This window comes from Rathayibacter sp. AY2B9 (assembly GCF_002931595.1).
Lineage (GTDB): Bacteria > Actinomycetota > Actinomycetes > Actinomycetales > Microbacteriaceae > Rathayibacter.
Map to the genome: position 1 here is coordinate 83939 of NZ_PSUB01000012.1, position 19741 is coordinate 103679.

Genomic DNA, 19741 nt, shown 5'->3' on the forward strand with positions numbered 1-19741 from the left:
CACGATCCACGCACCAGAACGAGAGAAAGAGCGGGCAGTGCACGACCCTCGCCCGCAGTCCTCCCTCCGCCCCGAGCACCCCGTGCCGCGGAGCCTCTCGCAGCTCGTGGCCGAGTTCTCCCTCGGCCCGGTCCGCGGCCTCGAGGGCGTCGAGGTGAGCGGAGTCACGCTGGACTCGAACCAGGTCGAGTCCGGGGACCTCTACGTCGGTGTCGCAGGACGCCGTGCCCATGGCGCGGCCTTCGCGTCGGCCGCCGCGGCGTCCGGAGCCGTCGCCGTGCTGACCGACCCGGCCGGAGCGGAGCTCGCCGCCGACAGCGGCCTGCCCGTGCTGGTGACCCCCGACCCGCGGGCCGCCCTCGGCGACGTCGCCGCGTGGATCCACCGCACCCGCGAGGACGTCCCGACGCTCTTCGGCGTGACGGGGACCAACGGCAAGACGAGCGTCGTCTACATCCTCGACGCGCTGCTGCGCCGGCTCGGAGTCGTCTCCGGCCTCAGCTCCACCGCCGAGCGCCGGATCGGCGACGTCGCCGTGGTCAGCTCGCTGACCACTCCCGAGGCGAGCGAGCTGCACGGCCTGCTCGCGCGGATGCGCGAGTCCGCCGTCCGCGCGGTCTCCATCGAGGTGTCGGCGCAGGCGCTCACGCGGCACCGGATCGACGGCCTCGTCTTCGACGTCGTCGGCTTCACGAACCTCAGCCACGACCACCTCGACGACTACTCCGATCTGCGCGAGTACTTCGAGGCCAAGGCCGACCTCTTCGAGCCGGAGCGCGCACGCCGCGGCGTCGTCACGGTCGACAGCGCCTGGGGGCGCGAGCTCGCCGAGCGCAGCCGCATCCCCGTCGCGACACTCGCCGGCTCGCCGGTCGTCGGAGTCGCCCCGACGACGCCCGCCGACTGGTCGATGACGGTGCTGGACGCGACGCCCGACAGCACCACCTTCCGCCTGGAGGGGCCCGAGAACCGCTCCGTCGTCGTCACCGTCTCGCTGATCGGCTGGTACATGGCGTCCAACGCCGCGCTGGCGATCGTGATGCTGGTGGAGTCGGGCTTCGACCTGGACGCCGTCGCGCACGCGCTCGAGGACAGCCGTCTCGACGTCTACATCCCGGGCCGCGCAGAGCTCGTCTCGGGGGAGCGCGGACCGCGCGTCTACGTCGACTACGGCCACACCCCCGACGCGTTCCAGAACGCGCTCGAGGCGCTGCGGTCCATCACGCCCGGCCGCCTGTTCATGGTGTTCGGGGCGGACGGGGACCGCGACACGACCAAGCGGAGCGACATGGGCGCCATCGCCGCCCGCCTCGCCGACGTCGTGGTCGTCACCGACTTCCACCCGCGCTGGGAGGATCCGGCCGCCATCCGCGCCGCGCTCCTCCAGGGCGCCCGGGCCGCCGTGCCCGACCGGGAGATCCACGAGATCGCCGACCCGCGCGCCGCCGTGCGTGCCGCCGTCGCCCTCGCGCGCGAAGGGGACTCGATCCTCTACGCCGGGCCCGGCCACGAGGACCACCAGGAGATCGCAGGAGTGCACATGCCGTATTCGGCCAGAGACGACGTCCGTCACGCGCTGCGCGAGGCGGGCTGGCTGTAGATGATCGCCCTCACCCTCATCGAGATCGCCGAGGCCGTCTCCGGACGCCTCCACCTGGCCGGCTCGTCCGCCACGGCCGCCACCGTGATCGACGGAGCGACCGAGACCGACTCCCGCGAGATCGCGCCCGGCGGGATCTTCGTCGCCAAGCGCGGCGAGCACACCGACGGCCACCTCTTCGCTCCCGCCGCTCTCGAGCGCGGTGCCGCGCTCCTCATCGTGGAGCGCCCGCTCGACCTCGACGTGCCGCAGGTCCTCGTCGACGACTCCGTCGAGGCGCTCGGAGCGCTGGCGACCGAGGTCGTCCGGCGCGTCCGCGCGAAGGGCGGGCTCACCGTCATCGGCGTCACCGGCTCGAACGGCAAGACGACGACCAAGAACCTCCTCCGCACCGTCCTCGAGCGGGTCGGAGAGACGGTCGCTCCGCGCGGATCCTTCAACAACGAGGTCGGCGCGCCGATCACGATGCTCCAGGTGTCCGAGTCGACGCGCTTCCTCGTCGCCGAGATGGGCGCGAGCGCGGTCGGCGAGATCCGCCGCCTCGTCCGGATGGCCAGGCCCGACGTCGGCGTCGTCCTCGCCGTGGGCCTCGCGCACGCCGGCGAGTTCGGCGGGATCGAGCGCACGCTCGAGGCCAAGACAGAGATGGTCGCCGACCTCACCGCCGACGACGTCGCCGTGCTGAACGCCGACGACGGCCGGGTCGCCTCGATGGCGGGCCGCACCGCCGCCCGGGTCCTCTGGTTCGGCCGCGGCGAGAGCGCGGACGTCCGCGCCGTCGACATCGACGCGACCGCCGACGGCACCCGCTTCGCCATCGAGGTCTCGGCGGGGGAGGGCCGCGAGGCCGCTCGCGCCGAGCTCCTGCTGCGCGTCCTCGGCGAGCACCACGTGATGAACGCCCTCGCGGCGACCGCCGCCGCGCTCTCTGTCGGAGTGGCGCTGCCCGCGATCGTCGAGGCTCTCGCGACCGTCACCCTCGCCGAGCGCGGCCGCATGGAGGTCCTGGGCGGCGAGGACGTCCGCGTCATCAACGACGCGTACAACGCGAGTCCCGACTCCACCGCGGCCGCCCTGCGCACCCTCGCCCAGATCGCGAAGCCCGGGGGGCGCACCGTCGCCGTCCTGGGAGAGATGAGCGAGCTCGGCGAGTGGGCCGACGAGGAGCACGAGCGCGTGGGCCTGCTGGCCGTGCGCCTCAACATCTCCCAGATCGTGGTGGTGGGCCGAGGCGCCCGCCGGATCCACGTCGCGGCCGAGCGCGAGGGGTCGTGGAGCGGCGAGTCCGTCTTCGCGGAGACCTCCGACGAGGCATTCGACCTCCTCGAGGACTACCTGCGACCCGGCGACACCGTGCTGGTCAAGTCGTCCAACTCCGCGGGGCTGCGCTTCCTCGCCGACCGTCTCGGGGAGCGTCACCGATGAGGGCACTCCTCCTGTCCGGCGCGTTCTCGGGAGCCTTCACGCTCCTGATGACGCCCCTGTTCATCCGCCTCTTCCACCGCCTGCAGTGGGGCCAGTTCATCCGCGAGGACGGACCGAAGTCGCACCACGTCAAGCACGGTACGGCGACGATGGGCGGCATCGTCATCATCATCGGCACCGTGGTCGGCTACTTCCTCGGGATGCTGTTCGGCAACCGGGCGATCGCGCCGTCGGCCCTGCTGGTGCTCTTCATGATGGTCGGGCTCGGACTCGTCGGCTTCGTCGACGACTTCCTGAAGACCCGCAACCAGCGCAGCCTCGGCCTCGGCGGCTGGGCGAAGATCGCCGGGCAGGTCATCGTCGCCGCGGCCTTCGCGGTGATCGCGATCGTGGTCCGCGACTCCAACGGGCTCACCCCCGCGTCCACCTCGATCTCGTTCATCCGCGACCTGCCGTTCGACTTCGCCTCCCTCGGCTGGATCGGCATCGGCCTGTTCGTGCTGTGGATCTGCATCATCGTCACCAGCACGTCGAACGGCGTGAACGTCGCCGACGGGCTCGACGGACTCGCGACCGGGTCCTCGATCCTCGCGATCGGCTCCTACGTCATCATCGGGTTCTGGCAGTCGAACCAGTGGTGCTTCGACCAGCACCTCAACCCCGAGGTCGTCGACAAGTGCTACCAGGTGAGCGACCCGTTCGACCTGGCCATCATCGCGGCGGCCGTCTCCGGTGCCCTGGTGGGCTTCCTCTGGTGGAACACCTCGCCGGCGCAGATCTTCATGGGCGACACCGGCTCGCTCGGCCTCGGCGGCGCGCTCGCGGCCCTGGCGATCCTCACCCGGACCGAGCTGCTGGTCATCCTCATCGGCGGCCTGTTCGTCATCGTGACCGGCTCGGTCATCCTCCAGCGGATCTACTTCAAGCTGACCCGGGGCAAGCGCATCTTCCTGATGAGCCCGCTCCACCACCACTTCGAGCTCAAGGGCTGGGCCGAGATCACCGTCGTGGTCCGGTTCTGGATCATCGCCGGCATCTTCGTCGCCGCCGGAGTCGGGCTCTTCTACCTGGAATGGCTGTCGCTGGCATGACCGATCCCGCCCGTCCCGACTCCCTCCGCAGCTGGCACTCGGACTGGCGCGGCCTGCGCGTCGCCGTGCTGGGCCTGGGCGTCACCGGGTTCTCGGTGGCCGACACCCTGACCGAGCTCGGCTCCGAGGTGCTGGTCCTCGCCGACCGCGCCGATGAGGAGCGCGAGCGCCTGCTCGAGGTGATCGGCGCCCGCCTGCACCGGGCCGACCGCCTCGACTCCGCTCCGGAGGAGCTGCACGCGTTCGCACCGGAGCTGGTCGTGGTGTCGCCCGGCTTCCGGCCGACGCACCCGATCCTCGTGTGGGCGGCGGAGTCCGGGATCCCCGTGTGGGGCGACGTCGAGCTCGCCTGGCGTGTCCGCGACAAGGTCGTGCGCGCCGACGGCACTCCGGCCGACTGGGTGGCCGTCACCGGCACCAACGGGAAGACCACGACCGTCCAGCTCACGGCGACGATGCTCGTGGCCGGCGGCCTCCGCGCCGCCCCGTGCGGCAACATCGGCGTGCCCGTGCTCGACGCGGTCCGCGACCCGCAGGGCTTCGACGTCCTCGTCGTGGAGCTCTCGAGCTACCAGCTGCACTACCTGGGCGCGATCGAGCCGATGGCGAGCGCGTGCCTCAACATCGCCGACGACCACCTCGACTGGCACGGCTCGTTCGACGCCTACCGCGCGGCCAAGGGCAAGGTCTACGCCGGCACCCGCGTCGCCTGCGTGTACAACCGCGCCGACGCGGCGACCGAGCAGATGGTCCTCGACGCCGAGGTGGTGGAGGGCGCCCGGGCGATCGGGTTCGGCCTCGGCGTGCCCGGCCCGAGCGACTTCGGGATCGTCGACGGCATCCTCTGCGACCGCGCCTTCCTCGAGGACCGCCGCACCAGTGCCCTCGAGATCACCACCGTGGACGAGCTCGCCGCTCGGAACCTCGCCGCTCCGCACATCGTCCAGAACGTGCTCGCCGCGGCAGCGCTCTCCCGAGCGTGCGGGATCGAGGTCGCGGCCGTCCGCACCGCGCTGGCGTCCTTCGAGCTCGACGCCCACCGCATCCAGGTCGTCGCCGAGCGCGACGGGGTGACCTGGGTGAACGACTCCAAGGCCACGAACCCGCACGCCGCCGACGCCTCGCTGCGGGCGTACCCGTCGGTCGTCTGGGTCGTCGGCGGGCTGCTCAAGGGCGTCGACGTGGACGCCCTCGTGGCCGCGCACGTCGGCCGCCTGCGGGGCGCCGTGGTGATCGGCGCCGACCGCTCGGCGCTGCTCGCGGCATTCCGACGACACGCGCCCGCCCTCCCCGTGAGCGAGGCGGTGCCGGACGACACTGGTGCGGTGATGCAGGCGGCCGTCGAGGCGGCCGCGACGCTCGCCCGCTCGGGGGACGTCGTCCTGCTCGCACCCGCCGCGGCCTCGATGGACCAGTTCCTCGACTACGCGGCTCGGGGCCGCTCCTTCGCGGCCGCCGTGGCGACACACCTGGGAGGGGGAGCCGATGACCGCTCCGACGACGAGCCGCCCCGCGGGCCGCTCGCGCAGTGAGCCGCGCGGGAAGGACCGGAGCGGGGCCCGCTCCGCGCGGATCGTCCTGTCGAAGGTCTTCGCCTCCCACTCGCCGAACTTCTACCTCCTCTTCGGCACCACGCTCTTCCTGGTGCTGTTCGGACTGACGATGGTGCTCTCCTCCTCGTCGGTCACCTCCTACGTGTCGAGCGACGACTCCTTCGGGGGCTTCCTGCGCCAGGGCGGGTTCGCCCTCCTCGGGATCCCGATGATGCTGGTGGTCTCGCGGCTGCCCCTCGGCGTCTGGAAGCGCGTGACGCCGATCCTGCTCATCGCCGGCTGCGTCCTCCAGTGCCTCGTGCTCTTCACACCGCTCGGCGACTCCGTCGGCGGGAACCGCAACTGGATCCGCCTCGGCGCCTTCAGCATGCAGCCCTCCGAGATCATCAAGCTCGCGCTCGCCCTCTGGCTGGGGCTCCTGCTCGCCCGCCGCTACCGGTCGCCGAAGGACTGGAAGGACGCGCTCATCCCCGTCCTGATCGTCGGCGGCGCGGCGATCGGACTGGTCCTCATCGGAGGCGACCTGGGCACGGTCGTGATCATGGCGGGCATCGTCCTCGCCGCGCTCTTCTACGCGAACGTCCAGATGAAGGTCCTCGTGCCGATCGTGGTGGTCGGCGCGATCGGAGCGGTGCTGTTCGCCGTCTCCAGCGACAACCGCCTCACCCGGATCATGTCCTTCCTCGGCGACTGCTCCAACGTCGAGGAGTACCAGAACTCGTGCTGGCAGCCGGTGCACGGCACCTGGGCGATGGCCTCCGGCGGGATCTTCGGCGTGGGCCTCGGCAACTCCAAGGCCAAGTGGTCCTGGCTGCCCGCCGCGGACAACGACTACATCTTCGCCATCATCGGCGAGGAGCTCGGGCTGATCGGAGCGATCGTCGTCCTGGCGCTGTTCGTGGTCCTCGCGGTCGCCTTCTTCCGCGTCATCCACGCGTCCTCCGATCCGTTCGTGCGGATCAGCACCGGCGCGATCATGGTCTGGCTGATCGGCCAGGCGTTCGTCAACATCGGCGTGGTCCTGGGGGTGCTTCCGGTGCTGGGAGTCCCGCTGCCGCTGATCTCCTCCGGAGGCACCGCCCTGCTCAGCTCGCTCCTCGCCATCGGCGTCGTCCTCTCCTTCGCCCGCACCCAGACCGCGCCCCTGCCCGGCGCGGGCGTGCTGCGCCGCAGGAAGGCGGCGGCGGAGTGACCCGCTACCTCCTCGCCGGCGGCGGCACCGCCGGCCACGTCAATCCGCTGCTCGCGACGGCCGACGAGATCCGCAGGCGGAACCCGGACGACGAGGTGCTCGTGCTCGGCACCGCCGAGGGGCTCGAGGCCCGCCTCGTCCCCCTCCGCGGCTACGAGCTCTCGGTGATCCCGCGGCTGCCGTTCCCACGCCGTCCGAACGCGGCGGCGCTGCGGTTCCCCGGAGCCTTCCGTGCGACCATCGCCGGCATCGTCCGGACGATCCGCGACCGGCGGATCGACGCGGTGGTCGGCTTCGGCGGGTACGCGGCAGCACCCGCCTACCTGGCGGCGCGCCGCGCCGGCGTCCCCTTCACCGTCCACGAGGCCAACGCGCGCCCCGGGCTCGCCAACCGCCTCGGCGCGCGCGCGACCCGCTCGGTCGGCGTGGCCTTCGAGGGCACGCCCCTGCCGCACGCGCGGGTCGTCGGCATGCCGCTGCGCCGCGAGATCGCCGAGCTCGACCGGGCCGCGCGCCGCGACGAGGCGATGGCGGCGCTGGGCCTCGACCCGTCCCGGCAGACCCTCCTGGTGACCGGCGGCTCCCTCGGCGCTCGACGGATCAACGCGACGGTGCATGTCGCCGCCCGGGATCTCGTCGCCACCGGCTTCCAGGTCCTCCACATCACGGGCGACCGCGCCGAGATCACGGACCCGGGGGTGGCCGGCTACCACCTCCTCGCCTACTGCGACCGGATGGACCTCGCGCTGTCCGCCGCGGACGTGGCCGTCTCCCGCGCGGGGGCGGCGACGGTCAGCGAGCTGACAGCCCTCGGCCTGCCCGCGGTCTACGTCCCGTACCCGGTCGGCAACGGCGAGCAGCGCTACAACGCGCGCGGCGTCGTCGACGCCGGGGGAGCGGTCCTCGTCGAGGACGCCGCCTTCCTCCCCGGCTGGGTCCAGCGGGAGCTCGTACCGCTCCTGGGCGACACCGCCCGTCGCGACGAGATGGCGCGCCGGGCCGCCCGCGTGGGAGTCCGCGACGGCTCCGGGCGGCTCGTCGACCTGATCGAGTCGACCCTCTCCGAGCCGCGCTGAGCCCGCTCCGCGCGGCTCGGGAGAGCACTCCCGCCCACCGTCTACACTGATCCGGCGCACCGCGGGAGGCCCCTCCCGCCCGCCGCGACCCACCCGAAAGCGAGAGCCCCGTGATCAAGCCCGACCTCGGCATCACCGTCCCCGACGAGCTCGGCTCGGTCCACTTCATCGGCATCGGCGGCTCCGGGATGAGCGGGATCGCCCGGCTGTTCCACCACGCCGGGCACCGGGTCACCGGTTCCGACGTCCGCGAGTCCCACCCCATCGAGCAGCTGCGGGAGCTCGGCGTCCCGGTCGCCATCGGCCACGACGCGGCGAACCTCGGGGACGCCGAGGCGGTCGTCGTCACCTCCGCCCTGTGGCCCGACAATCCCGAGTACCTGCTCGCGAAGGAGCGCGGCCTGCCCGTGCTGCACCGCTCGCAGGCCCTCGCCTGGCTGGTGCGCGGCAAGCGCCTGGTCGCGGTGGCCGGAGCGCACGGCAAGACCACGTCGACCGGCATGATCGTCACCGGCCTGCTCGGCGTCGACGCCGACCCCAGCTTCGTCAACGGCGGCATCATCGAGAGCCTCGGCACCTCCTCCGCCGCCGGCTCCGGCGAGGTCTTCGTCGTCGAGGCCGACGAATCGGACGGCAGCTTCCTCCTCTACGACACCGCGGTCGCCCTCATCACGAACGTCGACCCGGACCACCTCGACCACTACGGATCGCTGGAGGCGTTCGAGGAGGCCTTCGTCACCTTCGCCTCCTCCGCGAGCGAGCTCGTCGTCATCTCCTCCGACGACCCCGGCGCCGTCCGCGTCACCGAGCGGCTGGACGGCGGACGGGTGCTGACCTTCGGCGAGGCCGAGGGGGCGGACGTCCGCGTCGTCGACCTCGACCTCGTCGGCCCCGTCGGCTTCTCGGTCGAGTACGAGGGCAGGCGCTACTCGGCCCGCCTCCGCATCCCCGGCCGGCACAACGCGATCAACGCGGCCGGCGCGTTCGCAGTGCTGGTGGGCCTGGGCTTCGATCCGGCCGCCTCGCTCGAGGCCGTGTCGGCGTTCGGAGGCACGGAGCGCCGCTTCGAGCTGCACGGAGCGGTCCGCGGAGTCAGCGTCTACGACGACTACGCCCACCACCCCACCGAGGTGGCCGCCGCCCTCTCCGCCGCGCGCACCGTGGTCGGCGAGGGCCGCATCATCGCCGTGCACCAGCCGCACCTCTACAGCCGCACCCGCCTCTTCGCCCGCGAGTTCGCCGAGACGCTCGAGCGCTACGCCGACGAGACGATCGTCCTCGACGTCTACGGGGCGCGCGAGGATCCGGAGCCCGGAGTGACCGGAGCGCTGGTCAGCGAGAAGTTCGCCGACCCGTCGCACGTCTCGTTCGTCCCGGACTGGGCGGAGGCGGCCCGCCTCGCGGCCGGCATCGCGCGCGAGGGCGACTTCGTCATCACCCTCGGCTGCGGCGACGTCTACCGGATCATCCCGCAGGTGCTCGAGTCGCTCGGCGCGAGCGAGGCCGCGCCGGTCGCACGATGACCGCGGTCCTCGCGCCCGAAGCGGGGGAGCGGCCGTGAAGCGGCCCGACGGCGGACGCCCTCCGGCGCCCGGTCGGAGCGTCCCCACGCGCGGCGGCGAGCCGGAGCCGGACACCGAGCCGATCCGGATCGTCTCCGCGATCCGCGTGGACCCGGAGCCGGCCGAGCGCACTCCGTCGCGCGCGGGCGCGGTCCGCCGCACCCTCTCGGGCCTGCGCCTGCCCGGTGCCGAGAACCGGGCCGTCTCCCGGGCCGCCCGCGAGCGGAGGCGCTACGAGCGGGGGGAGGTCCGCCGCTTCACGAAGCGCGCGCGTCGGCGCCGCCTGATCGCCCTGGTCGTGGCCGGGTCGTTCGTCGCCCTCGCCCTGATCGTCGGAGTCGCGGCCTTCTCGCCGCTCATGGCCGTGCGCACGATCGAGATCTCGGGCACCCAGCGCGTCGACGCCGCCGCCCTGCAGAGCGAGCTCGACGACCAGCTCGGCGTCCCGCTCACCCTGGTGGACCGGGACGAGGTCGGCCGCGTGCTGGGCGCGTCCCCGCTCATCCAGAGCTACTCGGTGCAGACCCGGCCGCCGAGCACCCTCGTGGTGTCGATCGTCGAGCGCACGCCCCTCGGCGTGATCGCGGCGGGGGGCCGCTTCGAGCTCGTGGACGCGGCCGGAGTCGTCATCGAGACGGCGGACTCGGCGCAGCCCGGCTACCCGGTCCTCACCACCGCGTCCGGTGACGCCTCGGGAGCCGGCTTCCGCGCGACCGCACGGGTGCTGCGCTCCCTGCCCGCGTCGCTCGCTCCGCAGGTGACGGCCGCCACGGCCACGACCGGCGACGACGTCTCGCTCACCCTGCAGAACGGCACGGAAGTCGTCTGGGGCGGGTCGGATGAGTCGGCGCTCAAGGCCGTCGTGCTCGAGAAGCTGATGGCCGCGACCGACCCCGCCGTCGTCGGCACCTACGACGTGTCCTCGCCCCAGGCCGCCGTCGTGGCGCCCCGGCCCTGACCGGCGGCGGTTCCGCGCGTTCTTTCGAGCGTTGCGGGCGTGTCTGCTGGGAGCGCGACCGGACTCCGCCTACCGTCGGAGCCGAACCCCAAATGCATACTCAGCATAACTTTAAGCCTCAACTACAGGTTTAAGGTTCAGCCCGGAGGCCGGAGACGTGACTTCAAACCAGAACTACCTCGCCGTGATCAAGGTCGTCGGCATCGGCGGTGGCGGCGTCAACGCCGTCAACCGCATGATCGAGCTCGGCCTGCGCGGTGTCGAATTCATCGCGATCAACACGGACGCCCAGGCGCTCCTGCTCAGCGACGCCGACGTCAAGCTCGACGTGGGCCGCGAGCTGACCCGCGGACTCGGCGCCGGCGCCGACCCCGAGGTCGGCCGCCGCGCCGCCGAGGACCACGCCGAGGAGATCGAGGAGGTCCTCGCGGGGGCCGACATGGTCTTCGTCACCGCGGGCGAGGGCGGCGGTACCGGCACCGGCGGCGCGCCCGTCGTCGCGCGGATCGCCAAGTCGATCGGCGCCCTCACCATCGGCGTCGTGACCAAGCCCTTCGGGTTCGAGGGACGCCGTCGGCAGACGCAGGCCGAGGCCGGCGTCGCGACGCTGAAGAACGAGGTCGACACGCTCATCGTCGTTCCGAACGACCGCCTGCTCGAGATCAGCGACCGCGGCATCTCGATGCTCGAGGCCTTCGCGACCGCCGACCAGGTGCTCCTCGCCGGCGTCCAGGGCATCACCGACCTGATCACCACGCCCGGCCTGATCAACCTCGACTTCGCCGACGTGAAGTCGGTCATGCAGGGCGCGGGCTCGGCGCTGATGGGCATCGGCTCGTCGCGCGGCGCCGATCGCGCGATCAAGGCGGCCGAGCTGGCCGTGGCCTCACCGCTGCTCGAGGCCAGCATCGACGGCGCGCACGGCGTGCTCCTCTCGATCCAGGGCGGCTCGAACCTCGGCATCTTCGAGATCAACGACGCGGCGCGCCTCGTCCAGGAGGCGGTGCACGCCGAGGCGAACATCATCTTCGGTGCCGTGATCGACGACACGCTCGGCGACGAGGTGCGCGTCACCGTCATCGCCGCGGGCTTCGACGGCGGAGAGCCGGGCGGGACCGCTCAGGCCGCGATCGCCCAGCCGCGCCAGCAGCAGAGCTCGGCGAGCGAGTCGGCCGCCGAGCCCGTCCCGGCTCCCGCCGCCGCCCCTGCGGCCGGCTCGATCTGGTCGAGCACCCCCGTCGCCGCCCCGGCCCCTGTCGCCGACCCGTCCTTCGACGACGACGACAGCGACCTGGACATCCCCGACTTCCTCAAGTAGTCGTGCCGGATCCGGAGCTGGCCGCGCGCTGGGCCGAGGTCTCCGAGCGGGTCGCCGACGCGACCCGCTCGGCCGGTCGCGAGGCGTCCTCGATCACGACCATCGTGGTGACCAAGTTCCACCCCGTGTCGCTGCTCCGCGACCTCCTCGAGCTGGGCGTCGTCGACTTCGGCGAGAACCGGCACCAGGAGGCGCAGGAGAAGTCGGCCGAGCTGGCGGGGACCGCTGCGCGCTGGCACTTCATCGGGCAGCTCCAGAGCAAGAAGGCGCGCCAGGTGCGGCGCTACGCCGACGCGGTCCACTCCGTCGACCGGCTCGCGCTCGTCCCGCTGCTGGAGGCGGGGGAGGAGCCGCTCGACGTGTTCCTGCAGGTCAACCTCACCGAGGATCCCGACCGCGGGGGAGCGTCGCCCGCCGACGTCGAGCCCCTCGCCGAGGCTCTCGCCGGGGCGCCCGGCCTCACGCTGCGCGGCGTGATGGCGGTCGCTCCGCTGGACGAGGAGCCCCGTCCGGCTTTCGCCCGGCTCCGGTCGATCTCCGACCGCGTGCGCGCCGTCGAGCCCTCCGCCACGGCGATCTCGGCGGGCATGTCGAACGACTTCGCCGAGGCGATCGCGGAGGGTGCGACACACCTGCGAATCGGATCGGCAATCACCGGAGAACGCCCCGCCCGCACCTAACCTCGTGGTGACCCACCTGTGGGAGCACACACGACACGGAGGACACCCCATGGCCAACCCGCTGAAGAAGACGATGGTCTACCTCGGACTCGCCGACGAAGAGGTCGAGTACGAGCGCGCAGAGCCCGTCGAGGCGGCCCCGGCGACGGCCCACCGCGCACCGGTCTCCCCGGTGCAGCCCGTCCCTCCCGTCGAGCCGGTGCAGCAGCCCCGCGCGACGGTCACCCCGCTCCGCAAGCCCACCCCCCAGACCCCGAAGGCGACGGCACCCGCCGAGATGAACGAGATCCTCACCGTCCACCCGAAGCAGTACCGCGACGCGCAGGTCATCGCGGAGAACTTCCGCGACGGCATCCCCGTGATCATCAACCTCTCGCAGATGAGCGATGCGGACGCCCGCCGCCTCATCGACTTCGCGAGCGGACTCTCGCAGGGCCTCTACGGCCGCATCGAGCGCGTGACGAGCAAGGTCTTCCTGCTCTCGCCGTCGCACATCACCGTCGCCGGCGACTCCGCCTCCGCCGAGAGCGACGCCGACGCGTCGTTCTTCGCGAAGTCCTGATCCCGGGGAGCCCTGGCCCCCGGTGACCTCCGTCGTCTCGCTCCTCGGGAGCGTCCTGTACTTCGTGCTGCTGCTCTACTTCTTCGCGATGTGGGCGCGGTTCGTGCTCGACCTCGTCCGCGTGATCCGACGCGACTGGCGCCCCCGCGGTGCCGGCCTCGTCGCCGCGGAGGGCGTCTACACCGTCACGGACCCGCCGATCGGCTTCTTCCGACGCCTGATCAAGCCGGTCTCGATCGGTCCGATCGCCCTCGATTTCGGCTGGAGCCTCACCATGCTCTGCGTCATCGTGGGCATGTACATCGCCACGTGGCTCCAGCGCGCCTGACCGTCCCTGTATCGTTGGCACGTCCGGACGTTCCCCGCGGTGTCAGCACTGCGCCGTGCGCCTGAAGTTGCTAGCTTTAGTCGCGCGTTGTTAAACGTGTACCTACTTGAAATCGAAGGTGGAAAGCCATGGCGCTCACTCCCGAAGACGTTGTCAACAAGCGGTTCCAGCCGACCAAGTTCCGTGAGGGATACGACCAGGACGAGGTCGACGACTTCCTCGACGAGGTCGTCGTGGAGCTCCGCCGCCTGAACCAGGAGAACGAGGAGCTTCGTCAGCGCCTCTCCTCCGGCGACAGCCGCCCCTCGGACGCCCGAGTCTCCGACGCCCCGCGCGAGAGCACTCCTGCTCCCGCCCCGGTGGTCGATGAGGCACCCGAGCCGGAGCCGCAGCCCGAGCCCGAGCCCACCCCGGCTCCCGCACCGGTCGTCGCTCCCGTCAGCTCCTCGCAGTCGGCTCCGGTCGACGAGGCCGAGAGCTCCAGCGGACTCCTGCAGCTCGCCCGCCGCCTCCACGAGGAGCACGTGCGCGAGGGTGCCGAGAAGCGCGACGCGCTCGTCGCCGAGGGTCGTGCCACGGCCGCCCGCATCGTCGCCGAGGCCGAGGCCAAGCAGCGCCAGCAGGTCGCGAAGCTCGAGGAGGAGCGCGCGACGGTCGAGCACCGCATCGACGAGCTGCGCACCTTCGAGCGCGAGTACCGCCAGAAGCTGAAGAGCTACATCGAGGGCCAGCTCCGCGACCTCGACACCCAGCCGGCGTCGACGGAGTCCTCGCTGTCTGGTTTTGGGGCGTAGTCCCGCCGCAGCGGACGTCAGGCCGAGGGTGCTCGTCACCCTCGGCCTCGTCGCGCTCGCGGTCTTCGCGATCGATCAGACCGCGAAGTTCCTGGTCACGACGAACCTGACCCTGGGCGAGGACGTCCACGTCCTCGGCGACGTCCTGATCCTGCACTACGTGAAGAACCCGGGTGCCGCCTTCTCCCTCGCGAGCGGGTCGACCTGGATCTTCTCGATCATCGCGGCGTGCGTCGTCGTCGCCGTGATCTGGTTCTCGCGCCGGATCCGCTCCACCGCGTGGGGCGTCTTCTTCGGCCTGCTGCTCGGCGGCACCCTCGGCAACCTCTTCGACCGGCTGTTCCGAGAGCCCTCCTTCGGGCTCGGACACGTCGTCGACTTCCTCTTCACGCCGTGGCTGCTCCCGGCGATCTACAACGTCGCCGACATCGCGATCTGCACGGCGATGGCGCTGTTCGTCCTCCTGAGCGTGCGGGGCGTCGGCCTCGACGGCACCCGCGAGCGCGCGGGCCGCGTCGAGCAGGTCGCGTCCGAGGACGGCGCTCCCGCCGCCCCCGGAGCGGGCGCCCCCGCAGCGGCCTCCTCCGTCGAGGAGGCGGCCCGCGACGCCGACCGCCCCGGCGGACGCTGATGGTGCAGTCCCGAGAGCTGCCGGTCCCGGACGGGCTCGACGGCCTCCGCGTGGACGCGGCCGTCGCGAAGCTGCTCGGCTTCTCACGCACCTTCGCGGCCGAGGTCGCCGAGGCGGGCGGAGTGAGCGCCGACGGACGGGTCCTCGACAAGAGCGACCGCGTGCGCGCCGGCACCTGGCTGAGCGTCGAGTGGAACCCGCGCGAGGAGCCGCGGATCGTGCCGATGGCGGTCCCCGGCCTCGGCATCGTGCACGACGACGACGACATCGTGGTGATCGACAAGCCCGTCGGAGTGGCCGCGCACCCCGCCGTGGGCTGGGACGGACCGACGGTGCTCGGCGCCCTCGCCGCCGCGGGCTTCACCGTGTCGACCTCCGGTGCGGCCGAGCGCGCGGGCATCGTGCACCGGCTCGACGCCGGCACGAGCGGCCTCATGGTCGTCGCGAAGTCCGAGCGCGCCTACACGCACCTCAAGCGCGCGTTCCACGACCGCACGGTCGAGAAGGTCTACCACGCGGTCGTGCAGGGCCACCCCGACCCGCTCGCCGGCACGATCGACGCCCCGCTCGGCCGCCACCCGTCCTCGGACTGGAAGTTCGCGGTCCGCGCCGACGGCAAGCCCTCGGTGACCCACTACGAGACGATCGAGGCCTTCCCGTTCGCCTCCCTCCTCGAGATCCACCTCGAGACCGGCCGCACCCACCAGATCCGCGTGCACATGGCCGCCCAGCGCCACCCGTGCGTCGGCGACGCGATGTACGGCGCCGATCCGACCCTCTCGAAGCGGCTCGGCCTCACCCGCCAGTGGCTCGACGCAGTCCGGCTCGGCTTCACCCACCCGGGCTCGGGGGAGTGGGTGCAGTTCGAGGCGTCGTACCCCGACGACCTGGTGCACGCCCTCGAAGTGCTGCGCGGGGAGTGATCCGCGCTCTCCCGGCCGGACCCGCGTCCGGCGCGGTTAGACTTCTTCCCGCCGTGTCCACGGGCCCTCCCGGGTCGCCGGCCATCCCTCCCCTGCCCGCAGTCCGCCGGAGGCGCATCCTTGCCGAGTAACGATTCCTTCGTCCACCTCCACGTGCACAGCGAGTACTCGATGCTCGACGGTGCAGCGCGGGTGAAGCCGCTGATCGACGCGGCGGTCGAGGAGGGCATGCCGGCCATCGCCGTGACCGACCACGGGAACGTGTTCGGCGCCTTCGACTTCTGGCGCACCGCGACGGCGGCGGGGATCAAGCCGATCATCGGCACCGAGGCCTACCTCACCCCGGGGACGCACCGCTCCGACAAGACCCGCATCCGCTGGGGCGACGGCGGAGGGGACGACGTGTCCGGCTCCGGTGCGTACACCCACATGACGCTGCTCAGCTCGACCACGACGGGCATGCACAACCTCTTCCGCCTCTCCTCGCGCGCGTCGATCGAGGGCTACTACTTCAAGCCGCGCATGGACCGCGAGATCCTCTCGCAGTACTCCGAGGGCCTGATCGGCACCACGGGCTGCCCGAGCGGCGAGGTCCAGACACGCCTGCGCCTCGGCCAGTACAAGGAGGCCCGCCAGGCGGCCGCCGACTACCGCGACATCTTCGGCAAGGAGAACTTCTTCGCCGAGATCATGGATCACGGCCTCGACATCGAGCGGCGGGTGATCGGCGACGTCATCCGGCTCGCGAAGGACCTCGACCTCCCGTTGGTCGCCACCAACGACCTGCACTACACGCACGCGCACGACGCGACCTCGCACGCGGCGCTGCTCTGCGTGCAGTCCGGAACCACCCTCGACGACCCCAAGCGCTTCAAGTTCGACGCGGACGAGTTCTACCTCAAGTCGCCGCGCGAGATGCGCCAGGTCTTCCGCGACCACCCCGAGGCCTGCGACAACACGCTCCTCATCGCGGAGCGCTGCGACGTCCAGTTCGACACCTCGGCGAACTACATGCCGCGCTTCCCGGTGCCGGAGGGCGAGACCGAGGACACCTGGTTCGTGAAGGAGGTCGAGGCCGGACTGCGCGAGCGCTACCCGGACGGCATCTCCCAGGAAGTGCGCGAGCGGGCGGACTACGAGACCCGCGTCATCCTGCAGATGGGCTTCCCCGGCTACTTCCTCGTCGTCGCCGACTTCATCAACTGGTCCAAGCGCAACGGGATCCGCGTCGGTCCCGGCCGCGGCTCCGGTGCCGGCTCGATGGCGGCCTACGCGATGAAGATCACCGACCTCGATCCGCTGCGGCACGGCCTGATCTTCGAGCGCTTCCTCAACCCCGACCGCGTCTCCATGCCCGACTTCGACGTCGACTTCGACGACCGTCGCCGCGGCGAGGTCATCCGCTACGTCACCGAGAAGTACGGCGACGAGCGCGTCGCGCAGATCGTCACCTACGGCACCATCAAGGCGAAGCAGGCTCTCAAGGACGCCTCGCGCGTCCTCGGCTTCCCGTTCGGGATGGGCGAGAAGCTCACGAAGGCCATGCCGCCCGCGATCATGGGCAAGGACATCCCGCTCAGCGGCATCAACGACCCCGCCCACGCGCGCTACAAGGAAGCGCTCGACGTGCGCAACGTCATCGCCGAGGACCCGCAGGCCAAGCTGGTCTTCGACACCGCGCTCGGGCTCGAGAACCTCAAGCGCCAGTGGGGCGTGCACGCGGCCGGCGTCATCATGTCCAGCGATCCGCTGCTGGACATCATCCCGATCATGAAGCGGGAGCAGGACGGCCAGATCGTCACGCAGTTCGACTACCCCGCGTGCGAGTCGCTCGGGCTGATCAAGATGGACTTCCTGGGGCTGCGGAACCTCACGATCATCGACGACGCCCTCGACAACATCCGCGCCAACCGCGGACAGGACCTCGTGCTCGAGGACCTCGAGCTCGACGACCAGGCCGCCTACGACCTCCTCGCCCGCGGCGACACGCTCGGCGTGTTCCAGCTCGACGGCGGCCCGATGCGCGGCCTTCTCCGACTGATGAAGCCCGACAACTTCGAGGACATCTCCGCAGTCCTCGCGCTCTACCGGCCGGGCCCGATGGGCGCCGACTCCCACACCAACTACGCGCTGCGGAAGAACGGCGTGCAGGAGATCACCCCGATCCACCCGGAGCTCGAGGAGCCGCTCTCGGAGGTGCTCGGAGGGACCTACGGCCTGATCGTGTACCAGGAGCAGGTCATGTCGATCGCGCAGAAGCTCGCGGGCTTCACGCTCGCGCAGGCCGACCTGCTGCGGCGCGCGATGGGCAAGAAGAAGAAGTCCGAGCTGGACAAGCAGTTCGAGGGCTTCTCGGGCGGCATGATCGCCAACGGCTACTCGATGGAGGCCGTCAAGACCCTCTGGGACATCCTGCTGCCCTTCTCCGACTACGCCTTCAACAAGGCGCACTCGGCGGCGTACGGCGTCGTCTCCTACTGGACGGCGTACCTCAAGGCGCACTACCCCGCGGAGTACATGGCCGCGCTGCTCACCAGCGTGGGCGACTCCAAGGACAAGATGGCCGCCTACCTCAACGAGTGCCGGCGGATGGGGATCAAGGTGCTCCCGCCGGACGTCAACGAGTCGATCGGCTTCTTCACCGCCGTCGGCACCGACATCCGCTTCGGCCTCGGCGCCGTCCGCAACGTCGGCATGAACGTCGTCGAGGGCATCCGGGCCGCCCGCGAGGAGAAGGGCCGCTTCGAGACGTTCCACGACTTCCTCCGCAAGGTGCCGCTGCAGGTGACCAACAAGCGCACCATCGAGTCGCTCATCAAGGCCGGCGCCTTCGACTCGCTCGGCTCGACGCGCCGCGCCCTGGTCGAGGTGCACGAGGACGCCGTCGAGGCGGCGGTGGGGGAGAAGCGCAACGAGGCGAACGGCCAGGTCGGCTTCGACTTCGACAGCCTCTGGGACGAGCCGCAGGCCGCGATCCAGGTGCCCGAGCGGCCCGAATGGGCCAAGCGCGACAAGCTCGCCTTCGAGCGCGACATGCTCGGGCTCTACGTGTCCGACCATCCGCTCGCCGGACTCGAGACCGAGCTCGCCAAGCACTACAGCACCACGATCGCCGACCTGCTGATCTCGGAGACGATCGCCGACGGCGAGACCGTGGTCGTCGCGGGCCTCGTCACGAGCGTCCAGCACCGCATGGCCAAGGCGTCCGGCAACCAGTACGGGATGATCCAGGTCGAGGACTTCGGCGGCGAGATCACCTGCATGTTCATGGGGAAGGCGTACCAGGAGTTCGCCCCGGCGCTCACGAACGACTCCATCGTCGTCGTCAGAGGCCGCGTCAGCATGCGCGACGACGGGATGAACCTGCACGCGTTCAGCCTGTTCGCCCCCGAGATGAGCCAGGACGGCGACTCGGGACCGCTCACCGTCTCGATGCCCGAATCGCGCGCGACCACCGACACGGTCTCGCAGCTCAGCGACGTGCTCATCCGCCACTCCGGCCAGACCGAGGTGCGCCTGAAGCTCATCAAGGGCGACACGGCCCGCGTGTTCGAGGTGCCGTTCCCCGTGCGCATCACCCCGGACCTCTTCGGCGAGCTGAAGAGCCTGCTGGGGCCGAACTGTCTGTATTGAATTCCGAGCCGGTCCCTGCCCGGCTCGGCGCGGTCGGCTGGGGAGGGTGGCCGGGTTCGTGAGAGCGTCGTGCGTCCGGCTACGACGATCCGCTGGCACGCGGATCGCCGGTTCGCTGTGTCTGTGGCGAGCCGGTCCTTGCCCGGCTCGGCGCGGTCGGCTGGGGAGGGTGGCCGGGTTCTCAAGAGCGTCCTGCGTACGGCTACGACGATCCGCTGACAGGGATCGCCGGTTCGCCTCGGAGGGTGCGGCGAGCGGGTGGGGGATCGGGGGCATGCGGCCGCCGGTGTCCTTCTGGTGGTCGAGTGATGGCGGAGCGGCGGCGAGACCAGGGCGATGGAGGCGACTCCGGCGGCCTGCGCGGGCACGGCGTTCATGACGACGCTCGACGGGTAGACCGCCTTGCCGCCGGGGA

16 protein-coding genes and 1 pseudogene are annotated in these 19741 nt (G+C 71.4%); 16 read left to right on the forward strand and 1 reads right to left on the reverse strand.

Going from position 1 to position 19741, the window contains the following annotated elements; all coding sequences use genetic code 11:
* Nucleotides 1–37 precede the first annotated feature (37 nt).
* The 16 genes from C5C25_RS12180 to dnaE all read left to right on the forward strand — a co-directional run bounded on the left by C5C25_RS12180 (nucleotide 38) and on the right by dnaE (nucleotide 19326).
* Nucleotides 38–1600: a Mur ligase family protein gene (locus tag C5C25_RS12180; RefSeq protein WP_104222589.1), complete on the forward strand. Its 1563-nt coding sequence runs from the start codon at nucleotides 38–40 to the stop codon at nucleotides 1598–1600.
* Nucleotides 1601–3025: a UDP-N-acetylmuramoyl-tripeptide--D-alanyl-D-alanine ligase gene (gene murF / locus C5C25_RS12185; protein ID WP_104250754.1), complete on the forward strand. Its 1425-nt coding sequence runs from the start codon at nucleotides 1601–1603 to the stop codon at nucleotides 3023–3025.
* Complete coding sequence (mraY, locus tag C5C25_RS12190) at nucleotides 3022–4116, forward strand: phospho-N-acetylmuramoyl-pentapeptide-transferase (protein WP_104250755.1); 1095 nt, start codon at nucleotides 3022–3024, stop codon at nucleotides 4114–4116. The genes murF and mraY overlap by 4 nt, the downstream gene beginning before the upstream one ends.
* Nucleotides 4113–5648, forward strand: coding sequence for a UDP-N-acetylmuramoyl-L-alanine--D-glutamate ligase (gene murD, locus C5C25_RS12195; protein ID WP_104250756.1), 1536 nt, complete (start codon nucleotides 4113–4115; stop codon nucleotides 5646–5648). The genes mraY and murD overlap by 4 nt, the downstream gene beginning before the upstream one ends.
* Nucleotides 5602–6861, forward strand: coding sequence for a putative lipid II flippase FtsW (gene ftsW / locus C5C25_RS12200; RefSeq protein ID WP_104250757.1), 1260 nt, complete (start codon nucleotides 5602–5604; stop codon nucleotides 6859–6861). The genes murD and ftsW overlap by 47 nt, the downstream gene beginning before the upstream one ends.
* Nucleotides 6858–7937 carry an undecaprenyldiphospho-muramoylpentapeptide beta-N-acetylglucosaminyltransferase gene (gene murG / locus C5C25_RS12205; RefSeq protein ID WP_104250758.1) on the forward strand — a complete coding sequence of 360 codons (1080 nt, stop codon included), beginning with the start codon at nucleotides 6858–6860 and terminating at the stop codon, nucleotides 7935–7937. The genes ftsW and murG overlap by 4 nt, the downstream gene beginning before the upstream one ends.
* Before the next feature lie 110 nt (nucleotides 7938–8047).
* The gene (murC, locus tag C5C25_RS12210; RefSeq protein ID WP_104250759.1) at nucleotides 8048–9460 is read left to right on the forward strand and encodes a UDP-N-acetylmuramate--L-alanine ligase; all 1413 of its coding nucleotides are present in this window, start codon (nucleotides 8048–8050) and stop codon (nucleotides 9458–9460) included.
* A 34-nt stretch (nucleotides 9461–9494) separates the two neighbouring features.
* Nucleotides 9495–10457, forward strand: a complete 963-nt coding sequence (locus C5C25_RS12215) for a cell division protein FtsQ/DivIB (RefSeq protein WP_104250760.1) — start codon at nucleotides 9495–9497, stop codon at nucleotides 10455–10457.
* Nucleotides 10458–10614: 157 nt separating this feature from the next.
* Nucleotides 10615–11775, forward strand: coding sequence for a cell division protein FtsZ (gene ftsZ / locus C5C25_RS12220; protein WP_104222597.1), 1161 nt, complete (start codon nucleotides 10615–10617; stop codon nucleotides 11773–11775).
* A 2-nt stretch (nucleotides 11776–11777) separates the two neighbouring features.
* Nucleotides 11778–12455, forward strand: a complete 678-nt coding sequence (locus C5C25_RS12225) for a YggS family pyridoxal phosphate-dependent enzyme (protein ID WP_104250761.1) — start codon at nucleotides 11778–11780, stop codon at nucleotides 12453–12455.
* Nucleotides 12456–12504: 49 nt separating this feature from the next.
* On the forward strand, nucleotides 12505–13017 hold the full coding sequence (locus C5C25_RS12230) for a cell division protein SepF (RefSeq protein WP_104222599.1): 513 nt from the start codon (nucleotides 12505–12507) through the stop codon (nucleotides 13015–13017).
* Nucleotides 13018–13039: 22 nt separating this feature from the next.
* Entirely contained in the window at nucleotides 13040–13345 is a 306-nt protein-coding gene (locus tag C5C25_RS12235; protein ID WP_258059242.1) for a YggT family protein, read from the forward strand.
* Nucleotides 13346–13473: 128 nt separating this feature from the next.
* Complete coding sequence (locus C5C25_RS12240; protein ID WP_104222600.1) at nucleotides 13474–14139, forward strand: DivIVA domain-containing protein; 666 nt, start codon at nucleotides 13474–13476, stop codon at nucleotides 14137–14139.
* 28 nt (nucleotides 14140–14167) lie between these two features.
* Nucleotides 14168–14770: a signal peptidase II gene (gene lspA / locus C5C25_RS12245; protein WP_104250762.1), complete on the forward strand. Its 603-nt coding sequence runs from the start codon at nucleotides 14168–14170 to the stop codon at nucleotides 14768–14770.
* Nucleotides 14771–14772: 2 nt separating this feature from the next.
* Nucleotides 14773–15693 (forward strand): RluA family pseudouridine synthase, encoded by a 921-nt coding sequence (locus tag C5C25_RS12250; RefSeq protein ID WP_104250769.1) that lies wholly within the window; start codon nucleotides 14773–14775, stop codon nucleotides 15691–15693.
* A 171-nt stretch (nucleotides 15694–15864) separates the two neighbouring features.
* Nucleotides 15865–19326, forward strand: coding sequence for a DNA polymerase III subunit alpha (dnaE, locus tag C5C25_RS12255; protein WP_374955573.1), 3462 nt, complete (start codon nucleotides 15865–15867; stop codon nucleotides 19324–19326).
* Nucleotides 19327–19601: 275 nt separating this feature from the next.
* Here dnaE and C5C25_RS12260 read toward each other — a convergent pair.
* Nucleotides 19602–19741: pseudogene (locus tag C5C25_RS12260) on the reverse strand (histidinol dehydrogenase); the annotation flags it as partial.

Bases quoted from the DNA above. Each gene is read 5' to 3' on its own strand.
- dnaE (WP_374955573.1), top strand. From the start codon at position 15,865: ATGCTCGACGGTGCAGCGCGGGTGAAGCCGCTGATCGACGCGGCGGTC.
- murF (WP_104250754.1), top strand. From the start codon at position 1,601: ATGATCGCCCTCACCCTCATCGAGATCGCCGAGGCCGTCTCCGGACGC.
- C5C25_RS12230 (WP_104222599.1), top strand. From the start codon at position 12,505: ATGGCCAACCCGCTGAAGAAGACGATGGTCTACCTCGGACTCGCCGAC.
- murD (WP_104250756.1), top strand. From the start codon at position 4,113: ATGACCGATCCCGCCCGTCCCGACTCCCTCCGCAGCTGGCACTCGGAC.
- ftsW (WP_104250757.1), top strand. From the start codon at position 5,602: ATGACCGCTCCGACGACGAGCCGCCCCGCGGGCCGCTCGCGCAGTGAG.
- C5C25_RS12240 (WP_104222600.1), top strand. From the start codon at position 13,474: ATGGCGCTCACTCCCGAAGACGTTGTCAACAAGCGGTTCCAGCCGACC.
- mraY (WP_104250755.1), top strand. From the start codon at position 3,022: ATGAGGGCACTCCTCCTGTCCGGCGCGTTCTCGGGAGCCTTCACGCTC.